Genomic DNA, 22,032 nt, shown 5'->3' on the forward strand with positions numbered 1-22,032 from the left:
GCAGGTTGTGCGTGGTGGGTGGTGGTCAGATGACGGGGCCGAGTTTGCGGTCCAGTGCGCAGCGGTTGACGAACTCGGCGACGTACGACACCGGCCGGTCGTACCAGTGGCCGTGCACCCTCACGTCCACCGGGTCGTGGATCAGCGGGCACGGTCCGGGATTGACGTTCAGGGCCTCGACGTCTCCGTCCACCCTGCGCAGCACGGCGCACGCCTCGCGCGGGCGTGGGTGGACGCCGCCGTCCGGGTCGCACGTCAAGCGCATCGAGTACGCCCCGCCCGCCTGGGGAGTGACGGTGATGATGAGCACCGCTCCCGCCGCGGCATTGGCGGGCCGCGCGGTGAACGGCAGGGCGAGGGCCGCGGCCGTGCACAGTCCGAGCGCGACCAGCCTGCGTACGACGGTCAAGACGAGCGGCATGAGAACCTCCCTGGTCAGCGGGCATTCCGGGGCCGGAACGCGCACTCACCATGACTACAGGTAGTGAATCTCCCGCCACCATGAGTGGCGCTGCCAGCTCATGGTGATCGCGAAGATACGGAGAGGTGTCCATGCAGGTCATGGACCTGTGAGACGGTCTCCGGCAACGGCGAGCGTGGATGCAGGCACGGGGCGCCGGGTGGCCGGGGCGGCGGCGGGACCGACCGACCAGCGCGACCGTACACCAGGCGACTGACCGACCGACGCGGCCCTGCGCCCTCCCCCGGAGGCAGAGGACTGACCGACCGGCGCGGCCCTGCACCTCCGAGAGGTAGGAGGACTGACTGACCGGCGCATGGCCGGGCGCCCTCCCTGGGAGACAGGGGACTGACCGACCTAGGAGGCAGGAGGACTAACCGACCGACGCGGCCCTGCGCCCTCCCCCGGAGGCAGGGGACTGACCGACCGAACCGGCGCGGCCCTGCACCTCCGGGAGGCAGGAGGACTGGCTGACCGGCGCGGCCCTGTACCTCCGGAGGCGGGAGGGCTGGCTGGCTGGCGCGTCCTCTTCCCGGGAGGGGAGTTGATGGCCGACGCGTTGCTCGTTGATCGACAGGGGATTTCACGGGCATGGGAATGTGGACTGGTGGTTGACCGGCTATTCCACCGGCATTTCGGGTCTCTGTAATGTGGCGGAAAGGAAAGCCGAACAAGGAGATCCGCATGGCGGAGTTCACCCCCACCGTTCCTGCGCGAGTCCTACCGTCCGTCGCCGTCCGCGACCTTCCAGAACCGCCCCGATCGACCTGGCGCATCGTCGGCCCCGGCCTGGTCGGCGCCGGTGTCGGGCTGGCGTCGGGCGAGTTCATCCTCTGGCCGTACATCGCCTCACAGGTCGGCCTGATCTTCATCTGGGGAGCCGCGATCGGCATCATCACCCAGTGGTTCCTGAACATGGAGATCGAGCGTTACACGCTGGCCACCGGCGAGACGGCGTTGACCGGGTTCAGCCGCATGTGGAAACACTGGGGTCTGGTCTTCGTCGTGATGACGCTGTGCTCGAACCTCTGGCCGGGCTGGGTGACCACGTCCGCCACGATGGTGACGTACCTGACCGGCTCCGGCGAGGGCTCCGTACGGTGGATCGCGATCGGCATGCTGATCGTGATCGCGCTCGGCCTGACGCTGGCCCCGGTGATCTACACCATGCTGGAACGGGTGATCTTCGTGAAGATCGCCCTCGTGGCGGCGCTGGTGGTGGTCGCGATCCTGGTCGCGATCAGCGCCGAGAGCTGGGCGGAGCTGGGCAAGGGCCTGACCGTGAATGCCGGGTTCCCGGTGCCGCCGCTCGACTTCGCGGTGCTGATGGGCGCCATCGCGTACGCCGGAGCGGGCGGCGGCCAGAACCTGTGCCAGAGCAACTGGATCCGCGACAAGGGCTTCGGCATGGGCCAGTACGTGCCGCGCCTGGTCAGCCCGGTCACCGGTCACGAGGAGGCGGTCTCGTCGACCGGCTTCCAGTTCTCGCCGACCAAGGAGAACCTGGCGCGGTGGAGGCAGTGGTGGCGCTTCGCGAACGTCGAGCAGGCGTGGACGTTCGCGATGGTGTCGTTCGTGACGATCGCGCTCATGTCGATGCTGGCCTATTCGACGGTGTTCGGCCGCCCTGGGCTGGAGAACAGCATCGCGTTCCTGGAGGCCGAGGGGCGGGTGCTGCAGGACACGGTCGGCACCTGGTTCGGGCTGCTGTTCTGGGTGATCGGGGCGCTGGCCCTGTTCGCGTCGGCCATGGGGATCGTCGACTACACCTCGCGGCTGGCCTCCGACACGATCAAGACGGTCTACCTGCGTGACAAGCCGGTCTCGGTGAACCGCGTCTACTTCTTCGTGGTGTGGGCGATGGCGCTGGTCGGCACCGGGATCCTGCTGGCGGGCCTGGACCAGCCGCTCATCCTGCTGGTGTTCTCGGCGTGCTTCGCGGCCGTGATGATGTTCGTGTACTCGATCCTGCTGATCATTCTCAACCGGCGGTCGCTGCCGGAGGCCATCAGGGTGCGCTCGTACCGGCTGGGGGCGCTGATCTGGTCGGTGGCGTTCTTCGGCACGCTGACCGTGATCGTCGTCATTCAGCAGGCTCAGAAGTTGTTCGGCGTATCGTGAATGGGTGATCAACGGAGCCCATGTGATCATTTTCAGCCGGGACGCGGAGGCCGACCAGGCCTTCCTCCGTGACGTGCTCGGCTGCCCGAACGTCGACGCGGGAGGCGGCAGGCTGATCTTCAAGCTGCCTCCCGCGGAGGTCGCCGTGCATCCCACGGACGGCGCGGACATCCACGAGCTCTACCTCATGTGCGACGACATCGACCGCACCATGGCCGAGTTGCGGGAGCGGGGCGTGGAGTTCGTCGCGCCGGTCAGCGAGCAGCCCTGGGGCGCGCTGACCGCGCTCAACCTGCCGGGCGGCGGGCGCCTGGCCCTGTACGAGCCCCGCCATGAGACCGCGTACGACCTCCCCGAGGACCTCTCCTGACAGGCGGGAACGGCGGCAGGCCGGTCATCAACGCGGAAGCGGACCTGCCGCGTTAGCAGGCACAATGATGGGCATGCTGGACACCTCGGCCCGCTTGCTCAAGCTGCTGTCCCTGCTCCAGGCGCACCGCGACTGGTCGGGGCCCGAGCTGTCGAGCCGGCTCGGTGTCTCGACCAGGACGATCCGCAACGACGTCGAACGCCTGCGCTCGCTCGGCTACCCGGTGCACGCCACGCCGGGCGTCGCGGGCGGCTACCGGCTGGGCGCCGGGGCCGCGCTGCCGCCGCTGCTGCTCGACGACGAGGAGGCCGTGGCGGTCGCGGTGGGCCTCGGCCGCGCGGCCGGCGGCGGTGTGGAGGGCATCGAGGAGTCCTCGGTACGCGCCCTGGCCAAGCTGGAGCAGGTGCTCCCGTCACGGCTGCGGCGGCGGGTGAACGCACTCAACACCTACACGATCCAGATCCCCGGCGAGGCGCCCGCGGTCCCTCCCGACGTGCTGACCACGATCGCGAACGCGGCCCGCGACCACGAGCGTCTGCGCTTCGACTACACCGCCCACGAGGGCGAGCGGAGCAGGCGCGACGTGGAGCCGTACCGGCTGGTGCACCGGCGCGGGCGCTGGTACCTGGTCTGCTACGACCTCGGCCGGAACGACTGGCGCATGTTCCGGGTGGACCGGATGAGCCCGCGCACCCCGGCGGGTCCCCGGTTCACCCCGCGCGAGCTGCCCGGCGGCGGCGACGTGGCCGCGTACGTGGAGCGGGCCGTCAGCACCGCCATGTGGCGTTACCGCGCGAGGGTGCTGCTGCACGCCCCGGCCGAGCAGGTCCGGGCACTGCCGCTGAGCCTGGAGGTCGAGCCGGTGGACGAGCACACCTGCCTGGCCCACCTGGGCGGCGACGATCTGAACGGGATGGCGGTGTGGATCGGGTTCATCGGCGTGGACTTCGAGGTGCTCGACCCGCCCGAGCTGGCCGAGCACGTGCTCCGGCTGTCGGAGCGCTACCGCCGGGCAGCGGGACGATAGCCGGGCAGCGAGGCGATAAAGGGGCAGGGCGGTAAGCCCGGTCAGAGCGTCACCCGCGGTCGGTCAGTGGCCGGTAAGGGCCCGGTCAGCGCCTCCGGCCAGGCTCGGGGCATGAAGAACATGACCCACGTGGCCGGCAGCAAGGCCGACTTCCAGCTCGTCACCCATCTCACCCTCGCCGGCAGCCAGTACGAGATCGGCAAGGCACTCACGCAGGAGGCCCGCCGCCTGGGCTGGGCGCCCGCCCAGGGCGACCCGGTCGTTAACCGGGCCCGCCGGACCTGGTTCGAACGGCACTGGCCGCAGCACCACGCCCGCATGGACGGCGCCGCGCAGGCCCTCGGTCTCGACCCCGACCAGGACGAGCTGGCCCTCGACGGCCTGAACTTCGTCCCCACCGGCTACGGCTGCTCCGCGATGTGGATCCCGCCGTCGGCCGCCACCGACGGCCACGGCCGGGTGGGCCGTAACTACGACTTCTTCCCCACCACCACAAGCGAGATCATGGGCGGCGAGCCCCGGCCGGGCGAGCTGCCCATGGCCGCCCGCCCCTACGTGATCACGACGGTGCCCGACGAGGGCCTCGCGTCCACGGTGATCACGATGTCGGCACTCGACGGCTGCATGGATGGCATCAACTCCGCCGGGCTGGCCGTCGCGCTGCTGGTGGCCGACTTCGAGAGCGCCGCGCCGCCGGAGGACATGTCGCCGCAGGTCGGGCTGGACAGCGCGCAACTGCCCCGCTTCCTGGTCGACACCTGCGAGAACGTGGAGCAGGCCAAGCAGGCGCTGCTGGGCGCCAAGCACTACGACTTCGGCATGCCCCTGCACTACCTGGTGGCCGACGCGAACGGGCAGGCGTTCGTGTGGGAGCGGGGCAGGGACGGCAAGGAGCACGTCATCGAGTTCGGCGACGGCCCGCTCTGCGTCACCAACCACCTGCTGCACCGCCACCGCGACCCGATGAACCTGCCGGAGGACACCCCGGGCAGCTTCGCCTCCTACTCCCGGCTGCGCACGCTGTACGAGCGCAGCAAGGGCGTCACGATGTCGTCCCAGGACATACGCGACAGTCTGCGCGCCGTCCAGCAGCCCGAGGAGGCGGCGGTGCCGTTCCGCACGTTGTGGAGCACGGTCTTCGACACCGCCGATCGCACCCTGTCCACCCGCTTCTACCTGGGCGACGGCGGACGTTACAGCGAGGAGCTGGTGTTCCCCGCCTCCGCCAGGTAGTCTTGGCGGACCTTCGAGCGCGACAGCTTGCCGGTCGGGGTACGCGGCAGCGCGGCCCGGTACTCGATCAGCTTCGGCCGCTTGAACCTGGCGATGCGCGGTTCGCAGTGCTCCAGCAACTCGGCGGTGAGCACGGGGCCGGGCGTGACGCCCTCGGCGGGCTGCACGAGGGCGACCACGCTGTGGCCCCACTCCGCGTCGGGCGCCCCTATCACCGCCACGTCGGCCACCGCGGGATGCTCCAGCAGGGCGGCCTCGATCTCGGCGGGGTAGATGTTCACCCCGCCTGAGACGATCAGGTCGGTGCGCCGGTCGCACAGGAACAGGTAGCCGTCCTCGTCGAGGAAGCCGATGTCGCCCGGCGTGTACCACTCCCCCATCATGCTGGCGGCCGTCTTGCCGGGGTCCTTGCGGTACTCGAAGGTGCCCAGGCTCGACTTGACGTAGATCGTTCCGGGCTCGCCGGGTGGCAGCTCCGCGCCGGACTCGTCGCAGATCCTGGCCTCGAACGTGGGCGCGGGCCGGCCGACGGTGCCCGGCCTGGCCAGCCAGTCGTGCGGCTTGACGGCGAAGGCGATCGTGGACTCGGTGGAGCCGTAGTACTCGTACAGCACCGGGCCCCACCACTCCATGATCTGCCGCTTGACCGCGACCGGGCAGGCGGCGGCGGTGTGGATGACCTGGCGCAGGCTGGAGACGTCGTACCTGGCCCGGACGTCCGGCGGGAGCTGCAGCATCCGGTGGAACATGGTCGGCACCATCATCGCGTTGGACACCCGGTGGCGCTCGATCAGCTCCAGGATGTTCACCGGGTCGAACCTGGGCGTGATCACCACCGTGTGACCGAGGTGCAGCGCGAACTGGACGTGCGCGCACGGCGCCGAGTGGTACATCGGCGAGGTCACCAGGTGGATCTCGTCGCCCGGCCTGAGGTCGACGACCTCGCCGACGAACCACGCGTGCAGCGGCACGATCGCCTCGGGCTCGGCCCCGGCCAGGGGGCGCTGCACGCCCTTGGGGAAGCCGGTGGTACCGGAGGTGTACCACATGACGGCGCCCGCCGTACGGTCGGCGGGGGCGTCCGTGGGTTGCCCGGCCGCCAGCCCGGCGGTGCCGATCTCCCCTCCCGGCACGGTGTGCCCGGCGTCGGTGACGACCACTTCCGCGTCGCAGTCGTCGAGGATGTACGCCACCTCGGAGGGCGTCAGATGCCAGTTGATCGGCACGTAGTAGAGGCCGATCTGCCCGGTCGCCATGACCATGACCAGGGCGTCGATGCCGTTGGGCAGCACGCCCGCGACGACGGCCCCGGTGCCGAGCCCACGGGCGCGCAGCCCGTGGGAGACCTGGTTGACGCGGGCGAGCAGGTCGCCGTACGTCGTACGGGTGCCGTCGGTGTCGATCACGGCCAGGCGTCCGGGGTCGGCGGCGGCGATGGCGTAGAAGCCCGGTAGTCCGCTGATGTCCATCACAGCTCCAGCAGTCGCGCGAGTCGGGCACGGTGGATCCGCGGCGGGCCCAGCAGCACCTCGTCGGCCTTGGCCCGCTTGTAGAACAGGTGGGCGTCGTGCTCCCACGTGTAGCCGATGCCGCCGTACAGCAGCAGGTGGTCGCGGCAGACCTCGAAGCAGGCGCGGCCCACGTACGCCTGGGCGAGCGCGGCGGCCTCGGGCAGCTCGGCGGGCGACTCGTCGGCGGCCCAGGCGGCGTACCTGACGATGGACTCGGCCTGTTCGAGCTTGCCGTGCATGTCGGCGAGCTTGTGCTTGACGCCCTGGTAGGAGCCGATGTAGCGGCCGAAGGCGACGCGGATCTTGGCGTAGGCCACGATGGCGTCGAGGGCGGCCCGCATGACGCCGAGCTGCTCGGCGGCCAGCGCCACGCAGAGCCGCTCGCCGACGCCGGTCTCGGACAGAGGGCCGAGCAGCCGGGCGGGCGCGTGGTCGAGCACCACCTCGGCCTGGCCGCGAGTGAGGTCGAGCGTCTCCAGCGCCGTACGGGTCACGCCGGGCCCGGACAGCTCGACGGCCGCCAGGCGCACGCCGTCACCGGTGCGCGCGGGCACGACCAGCACGTCGGCGTCCATGCCGGAGAGCACCTGGGCGAGGCGACCGCTCACGCCCGTGCCGTCGTGGGTGACCTCGGTCCGGTCGAGCGTGGCCGCGACGCGGCCCTCGGCGATGCCGGTCATCAACTCCTTGTCGGACACGGAAACCGGCACCGCGGCCGACACCGGGGCCGGCGTGGTCAGCGCGATCGCCGCGAACGCGGTGGCCAGGAAGGGACCGGGCAGCAGGGCCGCGCCGGTCTCCTCCAGGGCGACCGCCAGCTCGGACAGGCCCGCGCCCGCGCCGCCGTACTCCTCGGGGACGATCAGCCCGGACAGGCCCAGCTCGCCGTTGAGGCGGGCGTACACCTGCGGGTCGTAGCCCTCGCGGGCCTTGGGCAGGGGCGAGGTGGCGTTCAGGAAGGCGCGTACGGCCTCGCGCAGCTCCCGCTGTTCCTGGCTGAGTACGAGCTTCACGCCTGCGTCCCCACCTTCAGGTCCTTGAACGGCACGGTCTTGTCCACGCGCGGCTCCGGCGGCAGGCCGAGCACGCGGTCGCCGATGATGTTGCGCATGATCTCGTTGGTGCCGCCGCCGAGCGCCAGCCCGAGGGCCGTCGAGATCGCGCGGGCGAGCGGATGCCCGGCCAGCGCGGCCTCGGGTCCGACGAGCCGGGTGGCCAGGTCGGCCTGGAACAGGGTCAGCTCGGCGAGCAGCAGCTTGGCGGCGCTGCCCCGCGCGCCGGGGAAGAGCCCGGCCCTGGTCTCCTGGGCCAGCCGCTCGTTGAACAGCTCCAGCGCCCTGCTGCGGAGGTGCAGCTCGACGAGCTGGTCGCGGACCAGCGGGTCGCCGGTGTCGACGACCTGGCGCAACGCCTCAAGCGAGGCCGGGTTCTCCCGCTGCCCGCTCATGCCGACGCCCGCCGAGATCGACAGCCGCTCGTGCAGCAGCGTCGTGACGGCCACGCTCCAGCCGTCGTTCACCTCGCCCACGCGGTGCTCGTCGGGGACGGTCACGTCGTCGAAGAAGACCTCGTTGAAGTTGGCCCTGCCGGACATGTCCTTCAGCGGCCTGACCGTGACGCCGGGGTGGTGCATGTCGACCACGAACATGGTCAGCCCTTTGTGCTTGGGCACCTCCACGTCGGTACGGGCCAGCAGCAGCCCCCAGTCGGCGTGCTGGGCGACCGAGGTCCACACCTTCTGGCCGTTGACGACCCAGTGGTCGCCGTCGCGCACGGCCCCGGTCTGCAGGCTGGCGACGTCGCTGCCGGCGCCGGGCTCGGAGAAGAGCTGGCACCAGATCTCCTCGCCGCGCAGCAGCGGCCGCAGGAACCGTTCGCGCTGGGCGTCGGTGCCCCGCTCGGCGATGGTGGGCCCGGTCATGCCGAGGCCGATCGAGAAGACGTACGTGGGGAGGGTGTGGTCGCGGGCCTCCTCGGCGAACACGCGCTCCTCCGCCTGGGTCAGCCCCTGCCCGCCCCACTGTTTCGGCCACGTGATGCCGGAGTAGCCGGCGTCGTGGAGCCGGGCCATGAAGTCCTTGGCGCGGGCGATCCCGCCGGTCTCCGGGTGATCGTCGGACGGAGCGTGCTCCTGCAGCCAGGCCCTGGCCGCACGTCGATAATCCGCAAGGTTCACATCGACTCCTCGGCATCAGTGTTCACTTACTCTAATCAGGTCGCCGCGGCCCGCATAGGGCAGCAAACTGGCGGGCTTTAGCCTGCTTTGTCGGGGAATCTCCGCTGATTCGGGGAGAGAGCGTCCCGTGTGGTCACCTGATTAGCGTGATCACACGGGTGGGCCGTTCCCTGCGCGCGCGGCTGGCGCTGCTGGCCAGCGTCGCCATGGCGGTCCTCTGCCTCGCCGCCTCCGGCCTGCTGCTGTGGTCGGCGCGCAGCACGATCATGGACATCCGTACGCGGGAGATCATCGGTTCCGCCCTCCGCCTCGCCCATCAGATCCAGGACCACCGCCTGCCCTCTCAGGTGAGCATGGAACTGAACGGACTGCAGGTGGTGGACGCGAGCGGCCGGGTGGTCTCCTCGACCCCGAACCTGACCAGGTCGCCGCGCCTGAGCCGCCTGATCCCCGCCCCCGACCAGGTGAGCAGCACCGGGAGGCTCTGCGGGCGTCCGGAGTTCGAGGGCGAATGCCAGACGGTGGTCTCCTTCCGCGTGGACATGACGAACGGCGACTGGTACGTCTACGCCTTCGACCCGGAACCACCCTGGTACATCAGCCCCGCCGCGATCGCCATCCTCGCCGGGACGTCCATGGGGCTGGTGGCGCTGACCTGGTTCGGCGTCTCCCGCGTGGTGGCCAAGACGCTGGCACCCGTGAACCGCATCACCGAGCGCCTGGCCGAGATCACCGCGAGCGACATCAAGCTGCGGGTGCCCGTGCCCGAGAACGCCGACGAGATCAGGGCGCTGGCCCAGACCGCGAACCAGACGCTCACCCGCCTGGAGGAGGCGCTGGAGCAGCAGCGCCGCTTCTCCTCCGACGCCTCCCACGACCTGCGCAGCCCGATCACCGCCATGCGCGCAGAGTTGGAGGAGGCCCTGATCTCCCCCGGCGAGACCGACTGGCGCGAGGCCGGGAGCAAGCTGCTGAGCAGCCTCGACCGGCTGCAGAACATCGTCACCGACCTGCTCGCGCTGGCCCGGCTCGACGCGGGCGAGCCTGGCCGGTTGGAGCCGGTGAACCTGGCCGAACTCGTCGCCTCCGAGACCACCCGGCCGCGCTCCAAGCCGGTCATCACCTCGCTCCAGCCCGGCGTGGTGGTCAGCGGCGACCGGCTCAGGCTGGCCCGCCTGCTGACGAACCTGCTGGACAACGCCGAACGGCACGCCGAGAACACCATCGCGGTGACCGTGCGGCGCGACCATGACGCGGTGCTGGAGGTGCTCGACGACGGGGCCGGCATCGCGCCCGCGTACCGCGAGGCCGTCTTCAGGCGTTTCACCAGGCTGGACGCGGCGCGTAACCGCGACGCCGGCGGCACCGGGCTCGGCCTGTCGATCGCCCGCGAGATCGCCGCCTTCCATCAGGGCACGTTGCGGATCGAGGACTCCAAAACTGGCGCCCGTTTCGTCCTACGGATGCCGGTAAGGGAAGAGTGAGGCGGATTTCCGGACCCCTACCGACAGGCATCAGTGCCTGCGGTTACCATGATCAACGTGACTGTCGGTGAACGAGAGAATCTGACCGTGCCCGAACCCCCTCCGCCGGCACAGCCGGTGCCCGTTTTGTCCTACAAAATACTAGTGATCAGAAATTAGAGTCTCCCGCTGTGACAACTGGTTTCAGCCGATTACGGCGCGAGGATTTGCTGAAGACGGCCTGCGAGGTGATCGCGGAGCAGGGATTCGGCCACACCAGGACCCTGGACATCGCCAGGGCCGCCGGGGTGAGCCAAGCGCTGCTCTTCTACCACTTCGAGACCAAGGAGCGGCTGCTCGCGCAGGCCTTCGGCTACGCCGCCCGTCTGCACCTCAACGCGCTGGCCACCGTGGAGCGCTCCTCGGGCACGCCGCTGGAGCGCCTGCGCTCCCTGCTGCGGCTCTGCTCCCCCGCGATTCCCACCGAGGGCTGGCGGCTGTGGATCGACGCCTGGTCGGAGGCGATGCGCAGCAGCGAGCTGGAGGAGACCTCGCGGCGGATCGACGCCAGGGGCCGCACGCTGATGCGCGGGATCATCGAGGCCGGGGTCGACTGCGGCGAGTTCGCGTGCGCCGATCCCGACGGGACGACGTGGCGGCTGTTCGCGCTCATCGACGGGCTGGCCGTGCAGACGCACGCGCACCCCAAGGTGTTGTCACGGCGCAAGGTCAACACGCTGATCCGTACGGCGGCGGCGATCGAGCTGGGGGTGCCCGCGGAAAAGCTGTGACCCTGTCCCTTCCCAGCGCTATTGGATGCTTCGTACAATTGCTGGGCGAGGGAGAGGAGCGCACGCGATGACATCCGCACCGAGCTCTGCCGCCGCCGGTGAACACGACGAGCGGGTCGCGAGCAGGAGCGCGTACCGGGCGGTCATCGAACGCCTCTCGAAGGCGTCGGTGGACAAGCACTGGGAGCCCTACCGCGACATCCCTTGGGACGACCCCGAGTTCCTCGTGGACCCCGTCGACCCGCGCTGGGAGCTGCCCGAGATCGACCGGCTGGGCGGCCACCCCTGGTACCGCGGCCGCTCGCCCGAGGTCCGCGCGCGGATCGGGCTGTGGCGGGTGGCCACGGCCATGAAGATCGGGCTGCAGTTCGAGAACCTGCTCAAGCGCGGCCTGCTCAACTACGCCTACCGGCTCCCGAACGGCTCCCCGGAGTTCCGGTACGTCTACCACGAGACCATCGAAGAGGGACATCACGGGATGATGTTCCAGGAGTTCGTGAACCGTACGGGGATGCCGATCCGCGGCATGCCCGGCCCGCTGTCGCTGATCGCCCAGGTTGCGCCCTGGATCCCGCTGGTCTCGACCGAACTGTTCTTCGTGTTCGTCCTGGGCGGCGAGGACCCGATCGACCACGTCCAGCGCAAGTTCCTCAGGGAGGGCCGGGTGCACCACCCGCTGGAGGAGACGATCATGCGCATCCACGTCGCGGAGGAGGCCAGGCACATCTCCTTCGCCCGGCACTACCTGCGTGACCGGGTGCCGCGCATGCCCGCGTACCGGCGTCTCGTGCTGGGCCTGATCGCGCCCGTCATCCTCGGCGTGATGGCCCGGATCATGCTCGCGCCGCCCGGCCCGATGATCCGGCGCTTCCGCATCCCCACGAACGTGGTGGCCGAGGTCTACCTGCTCAACCCCGCCGCCAGGCGGGACCTGCGCGACTCGGTGGGCAGGACGCGCGAGCTGTGCGCGGAGATCGGGCTGGTCAACCGGCTCACCCGGCGGCTGTGGAAGATCATGGGGATCTGGGCGGACGCCGCGCCGTCAGCACCTCGGTGACCGACACCAGCTCCCACGTGCCCGCGGGGTTGAGCGCGAGCAGCTCCCGCCTGGCCGCCTCGGTGAAGGCGGGCAGCCGGTCGCCGAGGCGGGCGGGCGCGGTGTAGGAGTAGGAGAGCTGCAGGCCGATCACGGCCTCCAGCCCGTACGTGTGGCGCTGCTCGTAGCGGACCCGGTCGAGGACGCCGAACGGCGAGCCGGCCAGCACCTCCTCGTAGTGCACGCCGGTGGCCTGGTAGGTGTTGGCCGCGGTGAAGGTGTTGACCTCGAACTCGTCGCGTACCCGCCGCATGGCGGGCTCCCACGGCTCCTCCGCCACGCGGCGCGGCGGGCCCACCAGCGCGACCACGCCGCCGGGCGGCAGCAGCCCGTCCAGCTCCGCCAGCACCGCCCGCCGGTCCATCCAGTGGAACGACCTGCCCATCACGACGTGCCCGAACGCCGGCAGCTCGCGCAGCGTCCTCGAGTCGCCCCGCAGCCAGCGGATGTTCGCCGCCCGCCCGGCCAGGCGGCGACCCTCGGCCAGCATCTCCGCCTCCGGGTCGACGGCCAGCACCTCGCGAACCCGCGCCGCCAGCGGGATCGCCACCGTCCCCGGCCCGCAGCCCAGGTCGAGGACCACGCTGTCCGCGCCGAACGTCGCCGCCAGGTGCTCGATCGCCGGGTCGGCGTACCGGGTGCGGTATTTCGCGTAGTAGGGTGCCGCGCCGCCGAACAGGTCCTTCATGGGTGGGACCATATACGGGTTCGAGAGTTGTTCGATGGAAGGTTCTGATCTGTGAGGCGGCTACTCACGGTCCTGCTGCTCGCCTGCGCCGCGGCGGGGGTGGTGTGCTCCCCGGCCCAGGCGCACAACGTGCTGATCGGCAGCGACCCGGCCGAAGGAGCCACGCTGACGGCCTCGCCCGCGCAGGTGACGCTCGTCTTCGACCAGGCGGTGCGCCAGGGATACGCGCAGGTGGGCGTGACGGGGGCCGACGGGTCCTCGTACGCCGACGGGAGCGCCGTGGTGGCGGCCGAGCGGGTGTCGGTGAAGGTGAAGCCGCTGCCCGCCGGGGGGTCGTACGTGGTGGGCTACCGGATCCTGTCGTCCGACGGGCACCCGGTCACCGGGAAGATCGGCTTCCGGCTGGCCGCCAGTGCGTCCGGGGCCACGTCAGGGATCTCGTCCGGGGCCCCGTCCGAGGTCACTGGCGAGGTCACGGGCGAGGTCACTGGCGGGACGACGGCAGGCGGCTCCAGTGCGGAGGCCGCCGAGGCGGCCGCCAACGGCGGGGCCGGGATGGCCGTGGTGTGGATCGTGGCGGCGCTGCTGGTCCTGGCGGCGGGCACCGCCGTCGCCCTCCGCCGCTCGACGACCGCCTCTGCCCCTGCCTCCGCCTCCGCCTCCGCCTCCGTCGGCGCGGCCGAGGGCGCGGGCTCCGGTCCTGCCGAGGAGAGGCGCGCGTGAGCGTCGCCGCTCCCGCACTCCCCCGGGAACGGCGAGGGCCGCGGCGCGGCGGCGGGCGGCTCATGGCGGGCGCGTTCGGGGTGTGCGCGGTCGTCGCCGCCGTGGCCGCGAGCTCCCTCACCGCCCAGGAGTCCGTGCCCGGCATCCCGATGCCCGGGGCGGTCGTCTCGATCGGGCTCCCGGTCGTCCGGGTGCTGCTCGACCTGGCCGCCGTGGCCGTGGTCGGGCTCAGCCTGCTGCCCAAGCTGCTCGGCTTCGACGCGCCCGAGCGTACCGAGCCGGTCATGCGCAGGGTGCGCCCGCTGGCCGTGGTCGCCGCCTGGGCGTGGGCGGTCTGCGCGCTGCTCACGATCGTCTTCCAGACCGCCGAGCTCAATCCCGGCGCCGTGCCCACGTTCGGGATGATCGCCGGTTACGTCGAGACCGTCGGCACCGGGCAGGGGCTGCTGTTCAGCGCGGCCTGCGCGCTGGCGGCGGCCGGGATCGGGCTGATGGCGGTGCGGTTCGGCGAGAAGGTTCCGGCCGAGCTGCGGGTGATCGTGGCGCTGTTCGGGCTGCTGCCGATCCCGGTCACCGGGCACGCGGTGAACTCCGTCTGGCACGACCCGATCATGATCTCCATGGAGATCCACGTCATGGGCGCCGCGGCGTGGACCGGCGGGCTGCTGGCCACGGCCGTCTTCCTGGCCCCGCACCGCGACCTGCTGGCCCTGGCGCTGCCGAGGTTCTCCAGGATCGCCACCGTGTGCCTGCTCCTGGTGGCGCTGTCGGGGCTCGTCACGGGGCTGGGCACGATGGCGCTCACGCCCGGCGTGACACTGCCCGACGCGATCGTGACCAGCCACTACGGGGTGCTGGTCGTGGTGAAGGCCTCGCTGGTGGCGCTGCTGGTGCCGCTGGCGGCCCACATCCGGTTCAGGTTGCTGCCCGCCGTCCGCGCAGGGCGGGCCACCGCCCTGGTGGGCTGGGCGGCGGCCGAGGTGGGCGTGATGGGGCTGGCGTACGGCGTGGCGGTGGCGATCACCCGCGCCTCGATCGCCTGAGCCCTTGCCGGGGTCGGCGCGGGGTGGTCAGGGCGTGGCGGGGGCGGTCACGGGCGGCACGGAGGGCTCGATCGTTCGGGGCCGGAGCTGCCGCCTGCCCACGACCAGCTCGATCGCCAGCCAGGCGGCGAGCAGCCCGAGCCCGGCCCACCCGGCCGACGACGTGGCCAGGGGAGGCGCCCCGAGCAGCCCCTCCTGGCCCTTGATCGCGCCGTACACCGGGCCCATGACCGCGCTCTGCGCCGCCAGCGTCCCGTAGGCCACGGCCGTGACGACCGCCGCGCCGAGCACCGCTCGCAGCAGCGGCATCCGTACCAGGAAGGCCAGGTCGACCAGCAGCCCGGCGACCACCAGGAAGAACGGCACCGCGGACGGCGGGAACCCGGTGAAGGTCAGCAGCGGCCACATCGCCGCCCTGAACCCCACGTAACCGGCGGCGACGAGCGTGGCCGCGCCGAACCGGCCGATCAGCAGCCTGGCCGCCACCAGCACCGACAGCCCGGCGACCACGGCGTAGACCGGGTAGAGGAAGTCGGGCACGGGCAGGGTGAATCCGGCCATCATGATCCGGTCGATCGGGCGTCCCATCTGGTCGGCCGCGAACTGGAGCAGGATCTGCTCGGCGTAGGTGGCGTGGTTGTCCCAGGCGCCGAGTGACAGGATGCCGTACTCCTGGTGCTGCTCGGGGAAGTGCACGTTCTCCAGGAAGAACGCCAGGAACGCCCCCAGCACCACCACCCGCTCCCGGCCCGGAGGCGCGCCCATGAACCAGCCGCGGACCACACCCGCGATCATGAAGAGCGTTCCGACGTAGAGCATGATGTGGGACGGGCTCCACGAGGTGATGTCGAGCCCGTTGACGCGGTGGTTGATCAGGTCGAGCGGCACCGCGACGAGGAAGATGCCGGTGCCCCACTGGATGAGCCGCAGCGCGGCCTTGTCGACGCCGTAGCCAGTGTAGCCGTGGATCACGGTCAGGGCGACGGCGAGCGCCGTACCGGCGGAGTTGAGCAGGTGCGGCGGGGCCAGGTCGTCGCGCAGCCACTTGAAGTGCCACGAGACGTCCCAGGCCGAGCCGAGCACCTTGAGCGTGAACGCCGCCAGCCAGCCGAAGTAGAGCACCCTGAACAGGTCTTGCGGCGTCTCGCGGCCCGCCTCACCGCGGGTCCAGTAGGGCAGGGCCCACGCGGCGGCCTTCTTGAACGATGCTGGAGCCTTCACGGCAGAGAATCTTACGGTCATCGGCCTGCCGCAGGATTCCCCCCATCACCGGCTGAGGCTCGGAGGGAGAACATGAGGGGGATCCTGGGCTCGTCGCCGGGCTTGCGGTAGGTCCTGCTGTCCGACTCGACGAGCGTGGCGAAGCGGCGGAACAACGTGTGCTCGTGCTCGTGCAGGAACTCCACGCGCAGCCCGGCCGCCGTGACCGCGCTGACGATCTCACCGAGGCCGTGCCGGAACTCCACGGAGGTCTGGTGTTCGAGCACCTCGGAGCCGGTGTAGGTGTACGGGTACTCCCAGACGTGCGGGCCGCGCTCGAAGTAGTCGTAGGTGATCTTGGTGCCGGTCTCGTCGTCGAGCGTCTCGGCGAACGGGTGAAATTCAGCGATATAGAGGAACCCGCCCGGTTTGAGCAGGGCGGCCACCGTCTCGGCCCAGCGGGTAAGGTCGGGCAGCCAGATCAGGGCCCCGATGCCCGTGTAGACGATGTCGTACGTCTCACCGAGCGCCTCGGGCGCGTCATTGACGTCGGCCGTCACGAACCTCGCCGGAATGCCGCACTCCGCCGCGATCGTCCTCGCGTGCCCGATGGCGGCCTCGGAGAAGTCGAGCCCGGTCACCTGGGCGCCGAGCCGCGCCCAGGACAGCGTGTCGAGGCCGAAGTGGCACTGCAGATGCACCAGGCTGCGGCCGGACACCTCGCCCACCTCGTCGAGCTCGAACGGGCGCAGCGCGTTCCTGCCCGCCTTGAACCCCTCGACGTCGTAGAAGTCGCTGGTGATGTGGATGGGGACGCGGGCGTTCCAGTTGGCCCTGTTGACCTGCAGGTAGTCGTCCATGAGCATGATCGTAGACAGGCGGGGGCGACCCGCGCACGGGTATTTCCCCGGCGGCCCTGGGTGCCGGGTGGTCAGCGGGGCGCAGGCGTGGCAGACGGCGTGGACTTTGCGGGGGAGCCGTCCGCATGTTCCGTTCAGTCACCAGAGCCCCGGCGCCGTACGATCGCGTCGCTGATCTCCCGTGCCGCTTCGAGCTCGGGCGCCACCCAGCGCAGGCCGGTGTCCCCCACCTCCGCCGGCTCGGCGATCACCTGCGGCAACGGCGCCTCATCCACACCGGACCGCCACGTTGCCGGGTCTGCCTGCTCCGGCAGATGCCGGAACCGATCGTTCTGCGCCTCATCCCTCATATTGGACATGACGGCCGCAACCCCGCCGAAGTTCCTCGCCAGATCATGACTTCTCCCCGGCCCCGGCCAGAGGGGCCGCCGTCGGCCGCGGCGTCACGTGCGAACCGATCAGGGGCGACAGGCCATCCCGCACACACGGTCCAGCGTGCATGATGGCCCGGTGACTCCAGAAGACGCAGAGGCGATCCTCCAGGAATACTTCGCCCCCTGGATCAAACAGCTCGACCTGCGCGTGGAGGAGGTGGGCGACCGCCACGCGATCGTACGACTGCCCTGGTCCGACGAGCTGGCCAGGGAGGGCGGCGGCCTGTCGGGGCAGGCCATGATGGCAGCCGCCGACACGGCCACGGTCGTCGCCATCTCGGCGGCGCGCGGCGGGTTCGTCCCGATGACCACGGTTCAGCAGTCCACCACCTTCCAGCGACCCGTGATGGGCAAAGACGTCCTGCTCGACGTCCGTATCACGAAGCTGGGCCGCTCCCTGGCCTTCACCGAGATCACCCTCACCGCCGAAGGCGCCACCGAAGCGGCGGCCCACGCCACCACCGTCTACGCGCTCCTCTCCTGACCCACCCCACCGGCCTCCCTCCCGGCCACGATCAGCGTCGTCCTTACCTGAGAGGTAATCGCCGAGACCCGCACGCCACAGGAGACTGCAACCACTACCGCTGAACGGACCTCAAGGACGCGAACACCATGACCACGAACGCGAAGGCGACCGCGACGACTCGTGACATCGTGCAGGAGTTGCTGCGCCGGATAGGCGAGGGCGATTTCGAGAGGATCGCCGAGTTGTTCGCCGAGCAGAGCGACTGGCGCTTCAACTGGCCGGAAGAAGGGCACCCGTCGGTGCCGTGGATCAAGCCCCGTTCGAGCCGCCGCGACGCGGCGGAGCACTTCCGCATGCTGACCGCGTACCACGTGCCGGAGCTGAACGGCACGTCGGTGACGCGGATCCTGGTCGACGGCGGTGACGCCGTGGTGCTCGGCGACCTCGTCCAGACGGTCAAGGCCACCGGCAGGTCGTACACGTCGCCGTTCGCCCTGCACCTCACGGTCGAAGACGGCCAGATCACCCGCTACCACATCTACGAAGACAGCCTCACCGTGGCCCGCGCGCTCTCCGACGACTCCATCACGTCATAGCCGAACAGCGCCGATCCCCGAACGGGCCGCACCAGGTGACCCGCTCAGTGGTGGGGAGCGTTTCGAGGGAGGTTTCGGGGCGAATGGTGGATGATCGACCGATTCGCCGCCGAGATGCGCCTTTCAGCAGGTCCCGGTGCGGCTCCGTCTCAGGGATCTCTCAGGGTGCGGAAAGTAGGCTCTCCGCATGAAGCGTGTGGCCGCCCTGGTAGCGGCGCTCGCCCTCATCGGGGTGGCGACATGGCTCGTGTGGCCGTCCACTCCCGAGGTGCGGGGCCAGGACCAGAAGATAACCGTCGTCGACGGACCAGCCGACGACCAGCGTGTCGAGCTCGATACGACGTTCTTCCCGCCACCCGATGGAGGGAAGGCCCCTGTCGTGTTGCTCGCGCACGGCTTCGGCGGCAGCAAGCAGAGCATGCGGGACCAGGCGGTCCGCCTCGCCCAGCAGGGCTATGCGGTGATGACCTGGTCGGCGCGCGGGTTCGGACAGTCGACCGGGGAGATCGCGCTCAATTCGCCCGACTACGAGGTCAAGGACGTCAAGCAGCTCATCGACTGGCTGGCCAAGCGTCCCGAGGTCCAGCTCGACGCCACCGGTGACCCGCGCGTCGGCATCGCGGGCGGCTCGTACGGCGGCGCCATCGCGCTGATGACGGCGGCCTACGACCAGCGGGTGGACGCGATCGTCCCCCAGATCACCTGGTCCGACCTGGCCGACGCGCTGTTCCCCAACGCCGCCGCCCAGGCCGCTGCCCCCACGGCCACCACTTCGCAGGCGACTCCCGCTCCGCCGTCGACGGCCGGGGAGGGTGCTGCTGCCGCGAGCGGGGTGTTCAAGCGGATGTGGGCCGGGATCTTCTTCGGCCAGGGCGTGTCGCTGGACGCCACGTCGCTGCTGGGCCGGCGGGAGGCCGCCGGTCCCCTGACGCCCGAGCAGGCGCGGTGCGGCCGGTTCCTGCCCGCGATCTGCGACGTCTACCAGCAGGTCGCCACGGACGGCCGGGCCACGCCCGAGGCCGTCGCGCTGTTGCGGAAGTCGAGCCCGATCACCGTCGCCGGCCAGATCAAGGCCCCGACGCTGCTCCTCCAGGGCCAGCGCGACTCGTTGTTCCCGCTCAGCCACGCCGACGCCAACGCCAGGGCCATCGCCGCCACCGGTACGCCGGTGAGCCTGGCCTGGTTCGACGGCGGGCACGACGGCGGCAACGGCGAGGTCGACTGGCTCTTCGACCAGTCCGCCGCCTGGTTCGCCCGTTACCTGAAGAGCGAGGAGTCGGCGCCGCCGGTGAACGCGTTCACGGTGACGCGTGACGGCGGACGCGACCCCGGCACCCGGCAGCGCATCCGGCTCCACCCGGAGGCCGCCGCCTACCCCGGGCTGGCGGGCACCGACACGACGACCGTCGAGCTGAACGGCCCCGAGCAGAGCATCGTCAACCCGCCCGGCGGCGCACCGGCCTCGATCTCGACCGTGCCCGGCATCGGCGGCCTGCTGGGCGGCCAGACCACGGGCGGCGTCTCGATCGACATGCCGGGCCAGAGCGCCGCGTTCGAGTCGCCGCCGCTCACGGCCCCGCTCCAGCTCACCGGCAGCCCGACCGTCACGGTGAAGGTGACGGGCAAGGGTGAGGCGACGCTGTTCGCGAAGCTGTACGACGTCGCCGACAACGCCCAGCCGCCCACCCTGCCCGCCGGGCTGGTGGCACCCGTACGGGTGACGATTCCCGAGGGCGCGGGCAGCGCGCAGGCCACGATCACCCTGCCCGCCGTGGACCATCGCTTCGCCGTGGGGCACCGGCTCCGCCTGGTGGTGACGACGACCGACATGGGGTTCGCGACGCCCGCCGAACCGGCCGCGTACCAGGTCTCGCTCGCCTCCCCGGCGCTCGCGGTCCCCACGGTCCGTACGCTGGCCGCCGCTCCGACCGGGGTCGCGTGGTGGGTGTGGGCGATGCCGCTGGCGGCGGTGGTCGTCGCGGGCGTGCTGCTGGCCACGGGACGTACGTCGACGCGTTCCCGCCTCCGCAAGGCGGCGCTCGCCCCGGACGCGCAGGGGCCCGGCCGCCTGCCGGAATCCACCCCGCTCGACACCCCGCTCAACGCCCCGCTCGACACCGCTCTCGACGCCGTTCCCGTCGCGACCGGCGGCGCCGGTCCAGGTGCGGTGAGCGGTCCGGAGACGCCGTTGGAGATCAGCGGGCTGACGAAGGCGTACCGCAACGGCGAACTGGCCGTCGACGACCTGTCGTTCCGCGTCGAGCCGGGCCAGGTGCTGGGCCTGCTCGGGCCCAACGGCGCGGGCAAGACCACCACGATGCGCATGATGATGGGCCTCATCCAGCCGGACGCGGGCGAGATCCGCATCTTCGGCGAGCGCGTGACCCCGGGCGCGCCCGTGTTGTCCAGGCTGGGGTCGTTCGTCGAGGGGCCCGGCTTCCTGCCGCACCTGTCGGGGCGCGACAACATCGAACTGTACTGGGCCGCCACCGGCCGTCCGGTGGCCGACGCGCACTTCGACGAGGCGCTGGAGATCGCGAACCTGGGCAAGGCACTGGAGCGGGCCGTGCGAACGTACTCGCAGGGCATGCGCCAGCGGCTGGCCATCGCCCAGGCCATGCTCGGCCTGCCGGACCTGCTCGTGCTCGACGAGCCCACGAACGGTCTCGACCCGCCCCAGATCCGGGAGATGCGCGAGGTGCTCAAGCGCTACGCGCGCGACGGCCGTACCGTGATCGTTTCCAGCCACATGCTGGCCGAGGTGGAGCAGACCTGCAGCCACGTCGTGGTCATGCGGCGCGGACGCCTGGTCTCGGCCGGTCCCGTGTCGCTGCTGCTCGGCTCGGCCAAGCCGGCCAACGGGCACGGGCCGCGCCTGGAAGACGTGTTCCTCGACCTCATCGGAGACAAGGCATGACCGCCGCGACCGGCTACGCGCCGCACCGTACGCTGCCGTTGCGGGTGGAGATCGTCCGCCAGTTCAAGCGGCGGCGGACGCTGGCCATGTTCGCCCTGCTGCTGGCGTTGCCGTGGGTCCTGGTGATCGCGTTCCAGTTCGGGCCGCAGTCGAGCGGGCAGACGCAGTCGGCGCTGCGCATCTCCGACCTGGCCACGGAGAGCGGCCTGAACTTCGCCGCGTTCGCGCTCTCGGTGTCGGCCAGTTTCCTGCTGGTGGTCGCGGTGGCGCTGTTCTGCGGCGACACCGTGGCCAGCGAGGCCAACTGGTCGTCGCTGCGTTACCTGCTGGCGGCGCCGGTCCCCCGGGATCGGCTGCTGCGGCAGAAGCTGATCGTGGCGCTCGGCTACTCGGCGGCGGCGGTGATCTGCCTGCCACTGATGGCGCTGCTCGCCGGCACGCTGGCGTTCGGCTGGGACGACATCCAGGTGCCCGGCACGGGTGAGACCATCCCGGCGCTCGACGTGCTGCCCCGGTTCGGGATCGTCATCGGGTACGCGCTGGTCAGCCAGCTCGTGGTCGCCGCCCTGGCCTTCCTCATCTCCACCATGACCGACTCCCCGCTGGGGGCCGTGGGAGGTGCGGTCGGGCTGTGGATCGTGTGCACCATCCTCCAGGCGGTCGAGGCTCTGGGCGTGTTGCGCGAGTTCCTGCCCACGTTCTGGAACACCGCCTGGCTGGACGCCCTGGCACCCGAGCTGGACTGGAGCGGGATGGTGAAGGGCGCGTCGGTGTCGATCACGTACGCGGCGATCCTCATCGCGATCGCGTTCCGCCGCTTCCGCCGCAAGGACGTGGTGAGCTGACCGCTCACCCCC

21 protein-coding genes are annotated in these 22,032 nt (G+C 70.9%); 13 read left to right on the top strand and 8 right to left on the bottom strand.

Annotated features, from left to right (window positions below; all coding sequences use genetic code 11):
* Positions 1 to 25 precede the first annotated feature (25 nt).
* On the bottom strand, positions 26 to 421 hold the full coding sequence (locus ABD844_RS10060; protein ID WP_344875294.1) for an SSI family serine proteinase inhibitor: 396 nt from the start codon (positions 419 to 421) through the stop codon (positions 26 to 28).
* A gap of 723 nt (positions 422 to 1,144) precedes the next feature.
* On the opposite strand from ABD844_RS10060, the gene ABD844_RS10065 reads away from it, so the two are divergent.
* From ABD844_RS10065 to ABD844_RS10080, 4 genes are all read left to right on the top strand, one after another.
* Positions 1,145 to 2,581, top strand: a complete 1,437-nt coding sequence (locus ABD844_RS10065; RefSeq protein WP_344875296.1) for an Nramp family divalent metal transporter — start codon at positions 1,145 to 1,147, stop codon at positions 2,579 to 2,581.
* 22 nt (positions 2,582 to 2,603) lie between these two features.
* Entirely contained in the window at positions 2,604 to 2,951 is a 348-nt protein-coding gene (locus ABD844_RS10070) for a VOC family protein (protein WP_344875298.1), read from the top strand.
* Positions 2,952 to 3,024: 73 nt separating this feature from the next.
* Positions 3,025 to 3,978 carry a helix-turn-helix transcriptional regulator gene (locus tag ABD844_RS10075; RefSeq protein WP_344875300.1) on the top strand — a complete coding sequence of 318 codons (954 nt, stop codon included), beginning with the start codon at positions 3,025 to 3,027 and terminating at the stop codon, positions 3,976 to 3,978.
* Positions 3,979 to 4,089: 111 nt separating this feature from the next.
* A complete protein-coding gene (locus ABD844_RS10080; RefSeq protein ID WP_344875302.1) occupies positions 4,090 to 5,211 on the top strand; it encodes a C45 family autoproteolytic acyltransferase/hydrolase in 1,122 nt (373 codons plus the stop codon).
* Here ABD844_RS10080 and ABD844_RS10085 read toward each other — a convergent pair.
* Genes ABD844_RS10085 through ABD844_RS10095 form a run of 3 tightly spaced genes read right to left on the bottom strand, consistent with a single transcriptional unit; the run spans position 5,172 to position 8,898 of the window.
* Entirely contained in the window at positions 5,172 to 6,680 is a 1,509-nt protein-coding gene (locus ABD844_RS10085) for an AMP-binding protein (RefSeq protein WP_344875304.1), read from the bottom strand. The genes ABD844_RS10080 and ABD844_RS10085 overlap by 40 nt on opposite strands.
* Positions 6,680 to 7,735, bottom strand: coding sequence for an acyl-CoA dehydrogenase family protein (locus ABD844_RS10090; protein ID WP_344875306.1), 1,056 nt, complete (start codon positions 7,733 to 7,735; stop codon positions 6,680 to 6,682). Before ABD844_RS10090 ends, ABD844_RS10085 begins: the two co-directional genes overlap by 1 nt.
* Positions 7,732 to 8,898, bottom strand: coding sequence for an acyl-CoA dehydrogenase family protein (locus tag ABD844_RS10095; RefSeq protein ID WP_344875308.1), 1,167 nt, complete (start codon positions 8,896 to 8,898; stop codon positions 7,732 to 7,734). The genes ABD844_RS10090 and ABD844_RS10095 overlap by 4 nt, the downstream gene beginning before the upstream one ends.
* Positions 8,899 to 9,044: 146 nt before the next feature.
* Here ABD844_RS10095 and ABD844_RS10100 point away from each other — a divergent pair, with 146 nt between their 5' ends.
* From ABD844_RS10100 to ABD844_RS10110, 3 genes are all read left to right on the top strand, one after another.
* Positions 9,045 to 10,382: a sensor histidine kinase gene (locus ABD844_RS10100; protein ID WP_344875310.1), complete on the top strand. Its 1,338-nt coding sequence runs from the start codon at positions 9,045 to 9,047 to the stop codon at positions 10,380 to 10,382.
* Between the two features lie 170 nt (positions 10,383 to 10,552).
* Complete coding sequence (locus ABD844_RS10105; protein WP_344875312.1) at positions 10,553 to 11,152, top strand: TetR/AcrR family transcriptional regulator; 600 nt, start codon at positions 10,553 to 10,555, stop codon at positions 11,150 to 11,152.
* Positions 11,153 to 11,219: 67 nt separating this feature from the next.
* Complete coding sequence (locus ABD844_RS10110; RefSeq protein WP_344875314.1) at positions 11,220 to 12,209, top strand: AurF N-oxygenase family protein; 990 nt, start codon at positions 11,220 to 11,222, stop codon at positions 12,207 to 12,209.
* On the opposite strand, the gene ABD844_RS10115 is transcribed toward ABD844_RS10110, so the two are convergent.
* Positions 12,166 to 12,936, bottom strand: coding sequence for a class I SAM-dependent methyltransferase (locus tag ABD844_RS10115; RefSeq protein WP_344875316.1), 771 nt, complete (start codon positions 12,934 to 12,936; stop codon positions 12,166 to 12,168). The two genes, ABD844_RS10110 and ABD844_RS10115, sit on opposite strands and share 44 nt — an antisense overlap.
* 51 nt (positions 12,937 to 12,987) lie before the next feature.
* Here ABD844_RS10115 and ABD844_RS10120 point away from each other — a divergent pair, with 51 nt between their 5' ends.
* Both ABD844_RS10120 and ABD844_RS10125 read left to right on the top strand, forming a co-directional pair.
* The gene (locus ABD844_RS10120) at positions 12,988 to 13,659 is read left to right on the top strand and encodes a copper resistance CopC family protein (RefSeq protein WP_344875318.1); all 672 of its coding nucleotides are present in this window, start codon (positions 12,988 to 12,990) and stop codon (positions 13,657 to 13,659) included.
* Positions 13,656 to 14,702 (top strand): copper resistance D family protein, encoded by a 1,047-nt coding sequence (locus tag ABD844_RS10125; protein ID WP_344875320.1) that lies wholly within the window; start codon positions 13,656 to 13,658, stop codon positions 14,700 to 14,702. The genes ABD844_RS10120 and ABD844_RS10125 overlap by 4 nt, the downstream gene beginning before the upstream one ends.
* A gap of 27 nt (positions 14,703 to 14,729) precedes the next feature.
* On the opposite strand, the gene ABD844_RS10130 is transcribed toward ABD844_RS10125, so the two are convergent.
* The 3 genes from ABD844_RS10130 to ABD844_RS10140 all read right to left on the bottom strand — a co-directional run bounded on the left by ABD844_RS10130 (position 14,730) and on the right by ABD844_RS10140 (position 17,112).
* Positions 14,730 to 15,923: a hypothetical protein gene (locus ABD844_RS10130; RefSeq protein ID WP_344875322.1), complete on the bottom strand. Its 1,194-nt coding sequence runs from the start codon at positions 15,921 to 15,923 to the stop codon at positions 14,730 to 14,732.
* 17 nt (positions 15,924 to 15,940) lie between these two features.
* Positions 15,941 to 16,762: a class I SAM-dependent methyltransferase gene (locus ABD844_RS10135; RefSeq protein WP_344875324.1), complete on the bottom strand. Its 822-nt coding sequence runs from the start codon at positions 16,760 to 16,762 to the stop codon at positions 15,941 to 15,943.
* Positions 16,763 to 16,896: 134 nt separating this feature from the next.
* Complete coding sequence (locus tag ABD844_RS10140; RefSeq protein WP_344875326.1) at positions 16,897 to 17,112, bottom strand: hypothetical protein; 216 nt, start codon at positions 17,110 to 17,112, stop codon at positions 16,897 to 16,899.
* 160 nt (positions 17,113 to 17,272) lie between these two features.
* Here ABD844_RS10140 and ABD844_RS10145 point away from each other — a divergent pair, with 160 nt between their 5' ends.
* The 4 genes from ABD844_RS10145 (at position 17,273) to ABD844_RS10160 (ending at position 22,020) form a co-directional block, all read left to right on the top strand.
* Positions 17,273 to 17,680, top strand: a complete 408-nt coding sequence (locus tag ABD844_RS10145; RefSeq protein WP_344875328.1) for a PaaI family thioesterase — start codon at positions 17,273 to 17,275, stop codon at positions 17,678 to 17,680.
* Positions 17,681 to 17,808: 128 nt separating this feature from the next.
* Positions 17,809 to 18,258: a nuclear transport factor 2 family protein gene (locus ABD844_RS10150; RefSeq protein WP_344875330.1), complete on the top strand. Its 450-nt coding sequence runs from the start codon at positions 17,809 to 17,811 to the stop codon at positions 18,256 to 18,258.
* A gap of 187 nt (positions 18,259 to 18,445) precedes the next feature.
* Positions 18,446 to 21,175 (top strand): alpha/beta fold hydrolase, encoded by a 2,730-nt coding sequence (locus ABD844_RS10155; RefSeq protein WP_344875332.1) that lies wholly within the window; start codon positions 18,446 to 18,448, stop codon positions 21,173 to 21,175.
* Positions 21,172 to 22,020: an ABC transporter permease gene (locus tag ABD844_RS10160; RefSeq protein WP_344875334.1), complete on the top strand. Its 849-nt coding sequence runs from the start codon at positions 21,172 to 21,174 to the stop codon at positions 22,018 to 22,020. The genes ABD844_RS10155 and ABD844_RS10160 overlap by 4 nt, the downstream gene beginning before the upstream one ends.
* Positions 22,021 to 22,032 lie beyond the last annotated feature (12 nt).

It is taken from the genome of Nonomuraea antimicrobica (assembly GCF_039536965.1).
GTDB classification, from domain to species: Bacteria; Actinomycetota; Actinomycetes; order Streptosporangiales; family Streptosporangiaceae; genus Nonomuraea; species Nonomuraea antimicrobica.

Coding starts and splice junctions, on each gene's coding strand:
- ABD844_RS10060 (WP_344875294.1), bottom strand. CDS start 421: ATGCCGCTCGTCTTGACCGTCGTACGCAGGCTGGTCGCGCTCGGACTG.
- ABD844_RS10065 (WP_344875296.1), top strand. CDS start 1,145: ATGGCGGAGTTCACCCCCACCGTTCCTGCGCGAGTCCTACCGTCCGTC.
- ABD844_RS10075 (WP_344875300.1), top strand. CDS start 3,025: ATGCTGGACACCTCGGCCCGCTTGCTCAAGCTGCTGTCCCTGCTCCAG.
- ABD844_RS10080 (WP_344875302.1), top strand. CDS start 4,090: ATGAAGAACATGACCCACGTGGCCGGCAGCAAGGCCGACTTCCAGCTC.
- ABD844_RS10085 (WP_344875304.1), bottom strand. CDS start 6,680: ATGGACATCAGCGGACTACCGGGCTTCTACGCCATCGCCGCCGCCGAC.
- ABD844_RS10110 (WP_344875314.1), top strand. CDS start 11,220: ATGACATCCGCACCGAGCTCTGCCGCCGCCGGTGAACACGACGAGCGG.
- ABD844_RS10115 (WP_344875316.1), bottom strand. CDS start 12,936: ATGAAGGACCTGTTCGGCGGCGCGGCACCCTACTACGCGAAATACCGC.
- ABD844_RS10135 (WP_344875324.1), bottom strand. CDS start 16,762: ATGGACGACTACCTGCAGGTCAACAGGGCCAACTGGAACGCCCGCGTC.
- ABD844_RS10140 (WP_344875326.1), bottom strand. CDS start 17,112: ATGAGGGATGAGGCGCAGAACGATCGGTTCCGGCATCTGCCGGAGCAG.
- ABD844_RS10150 (WP_344875330.1), top strand. CDS start 17,809: ATGACCACGAACGCGAAGGCGACCGCGACGACTCGTGACATCGTGCAG.
- ABD844_RS10155 (WP_344875332.1), top strand. CDS start 18,446: ATGAAGCGTGTGGCCGCCCTGGTAGCGGCGCTCGCCCTCATCGGGGTG.
- ABD844_RS10160 (WP_344875334.1), top strand. CDS start 21,172: ATGACCGCCGCGACCGGCTACGCGCCGCACCGTACGCTGCCGTTGCGG.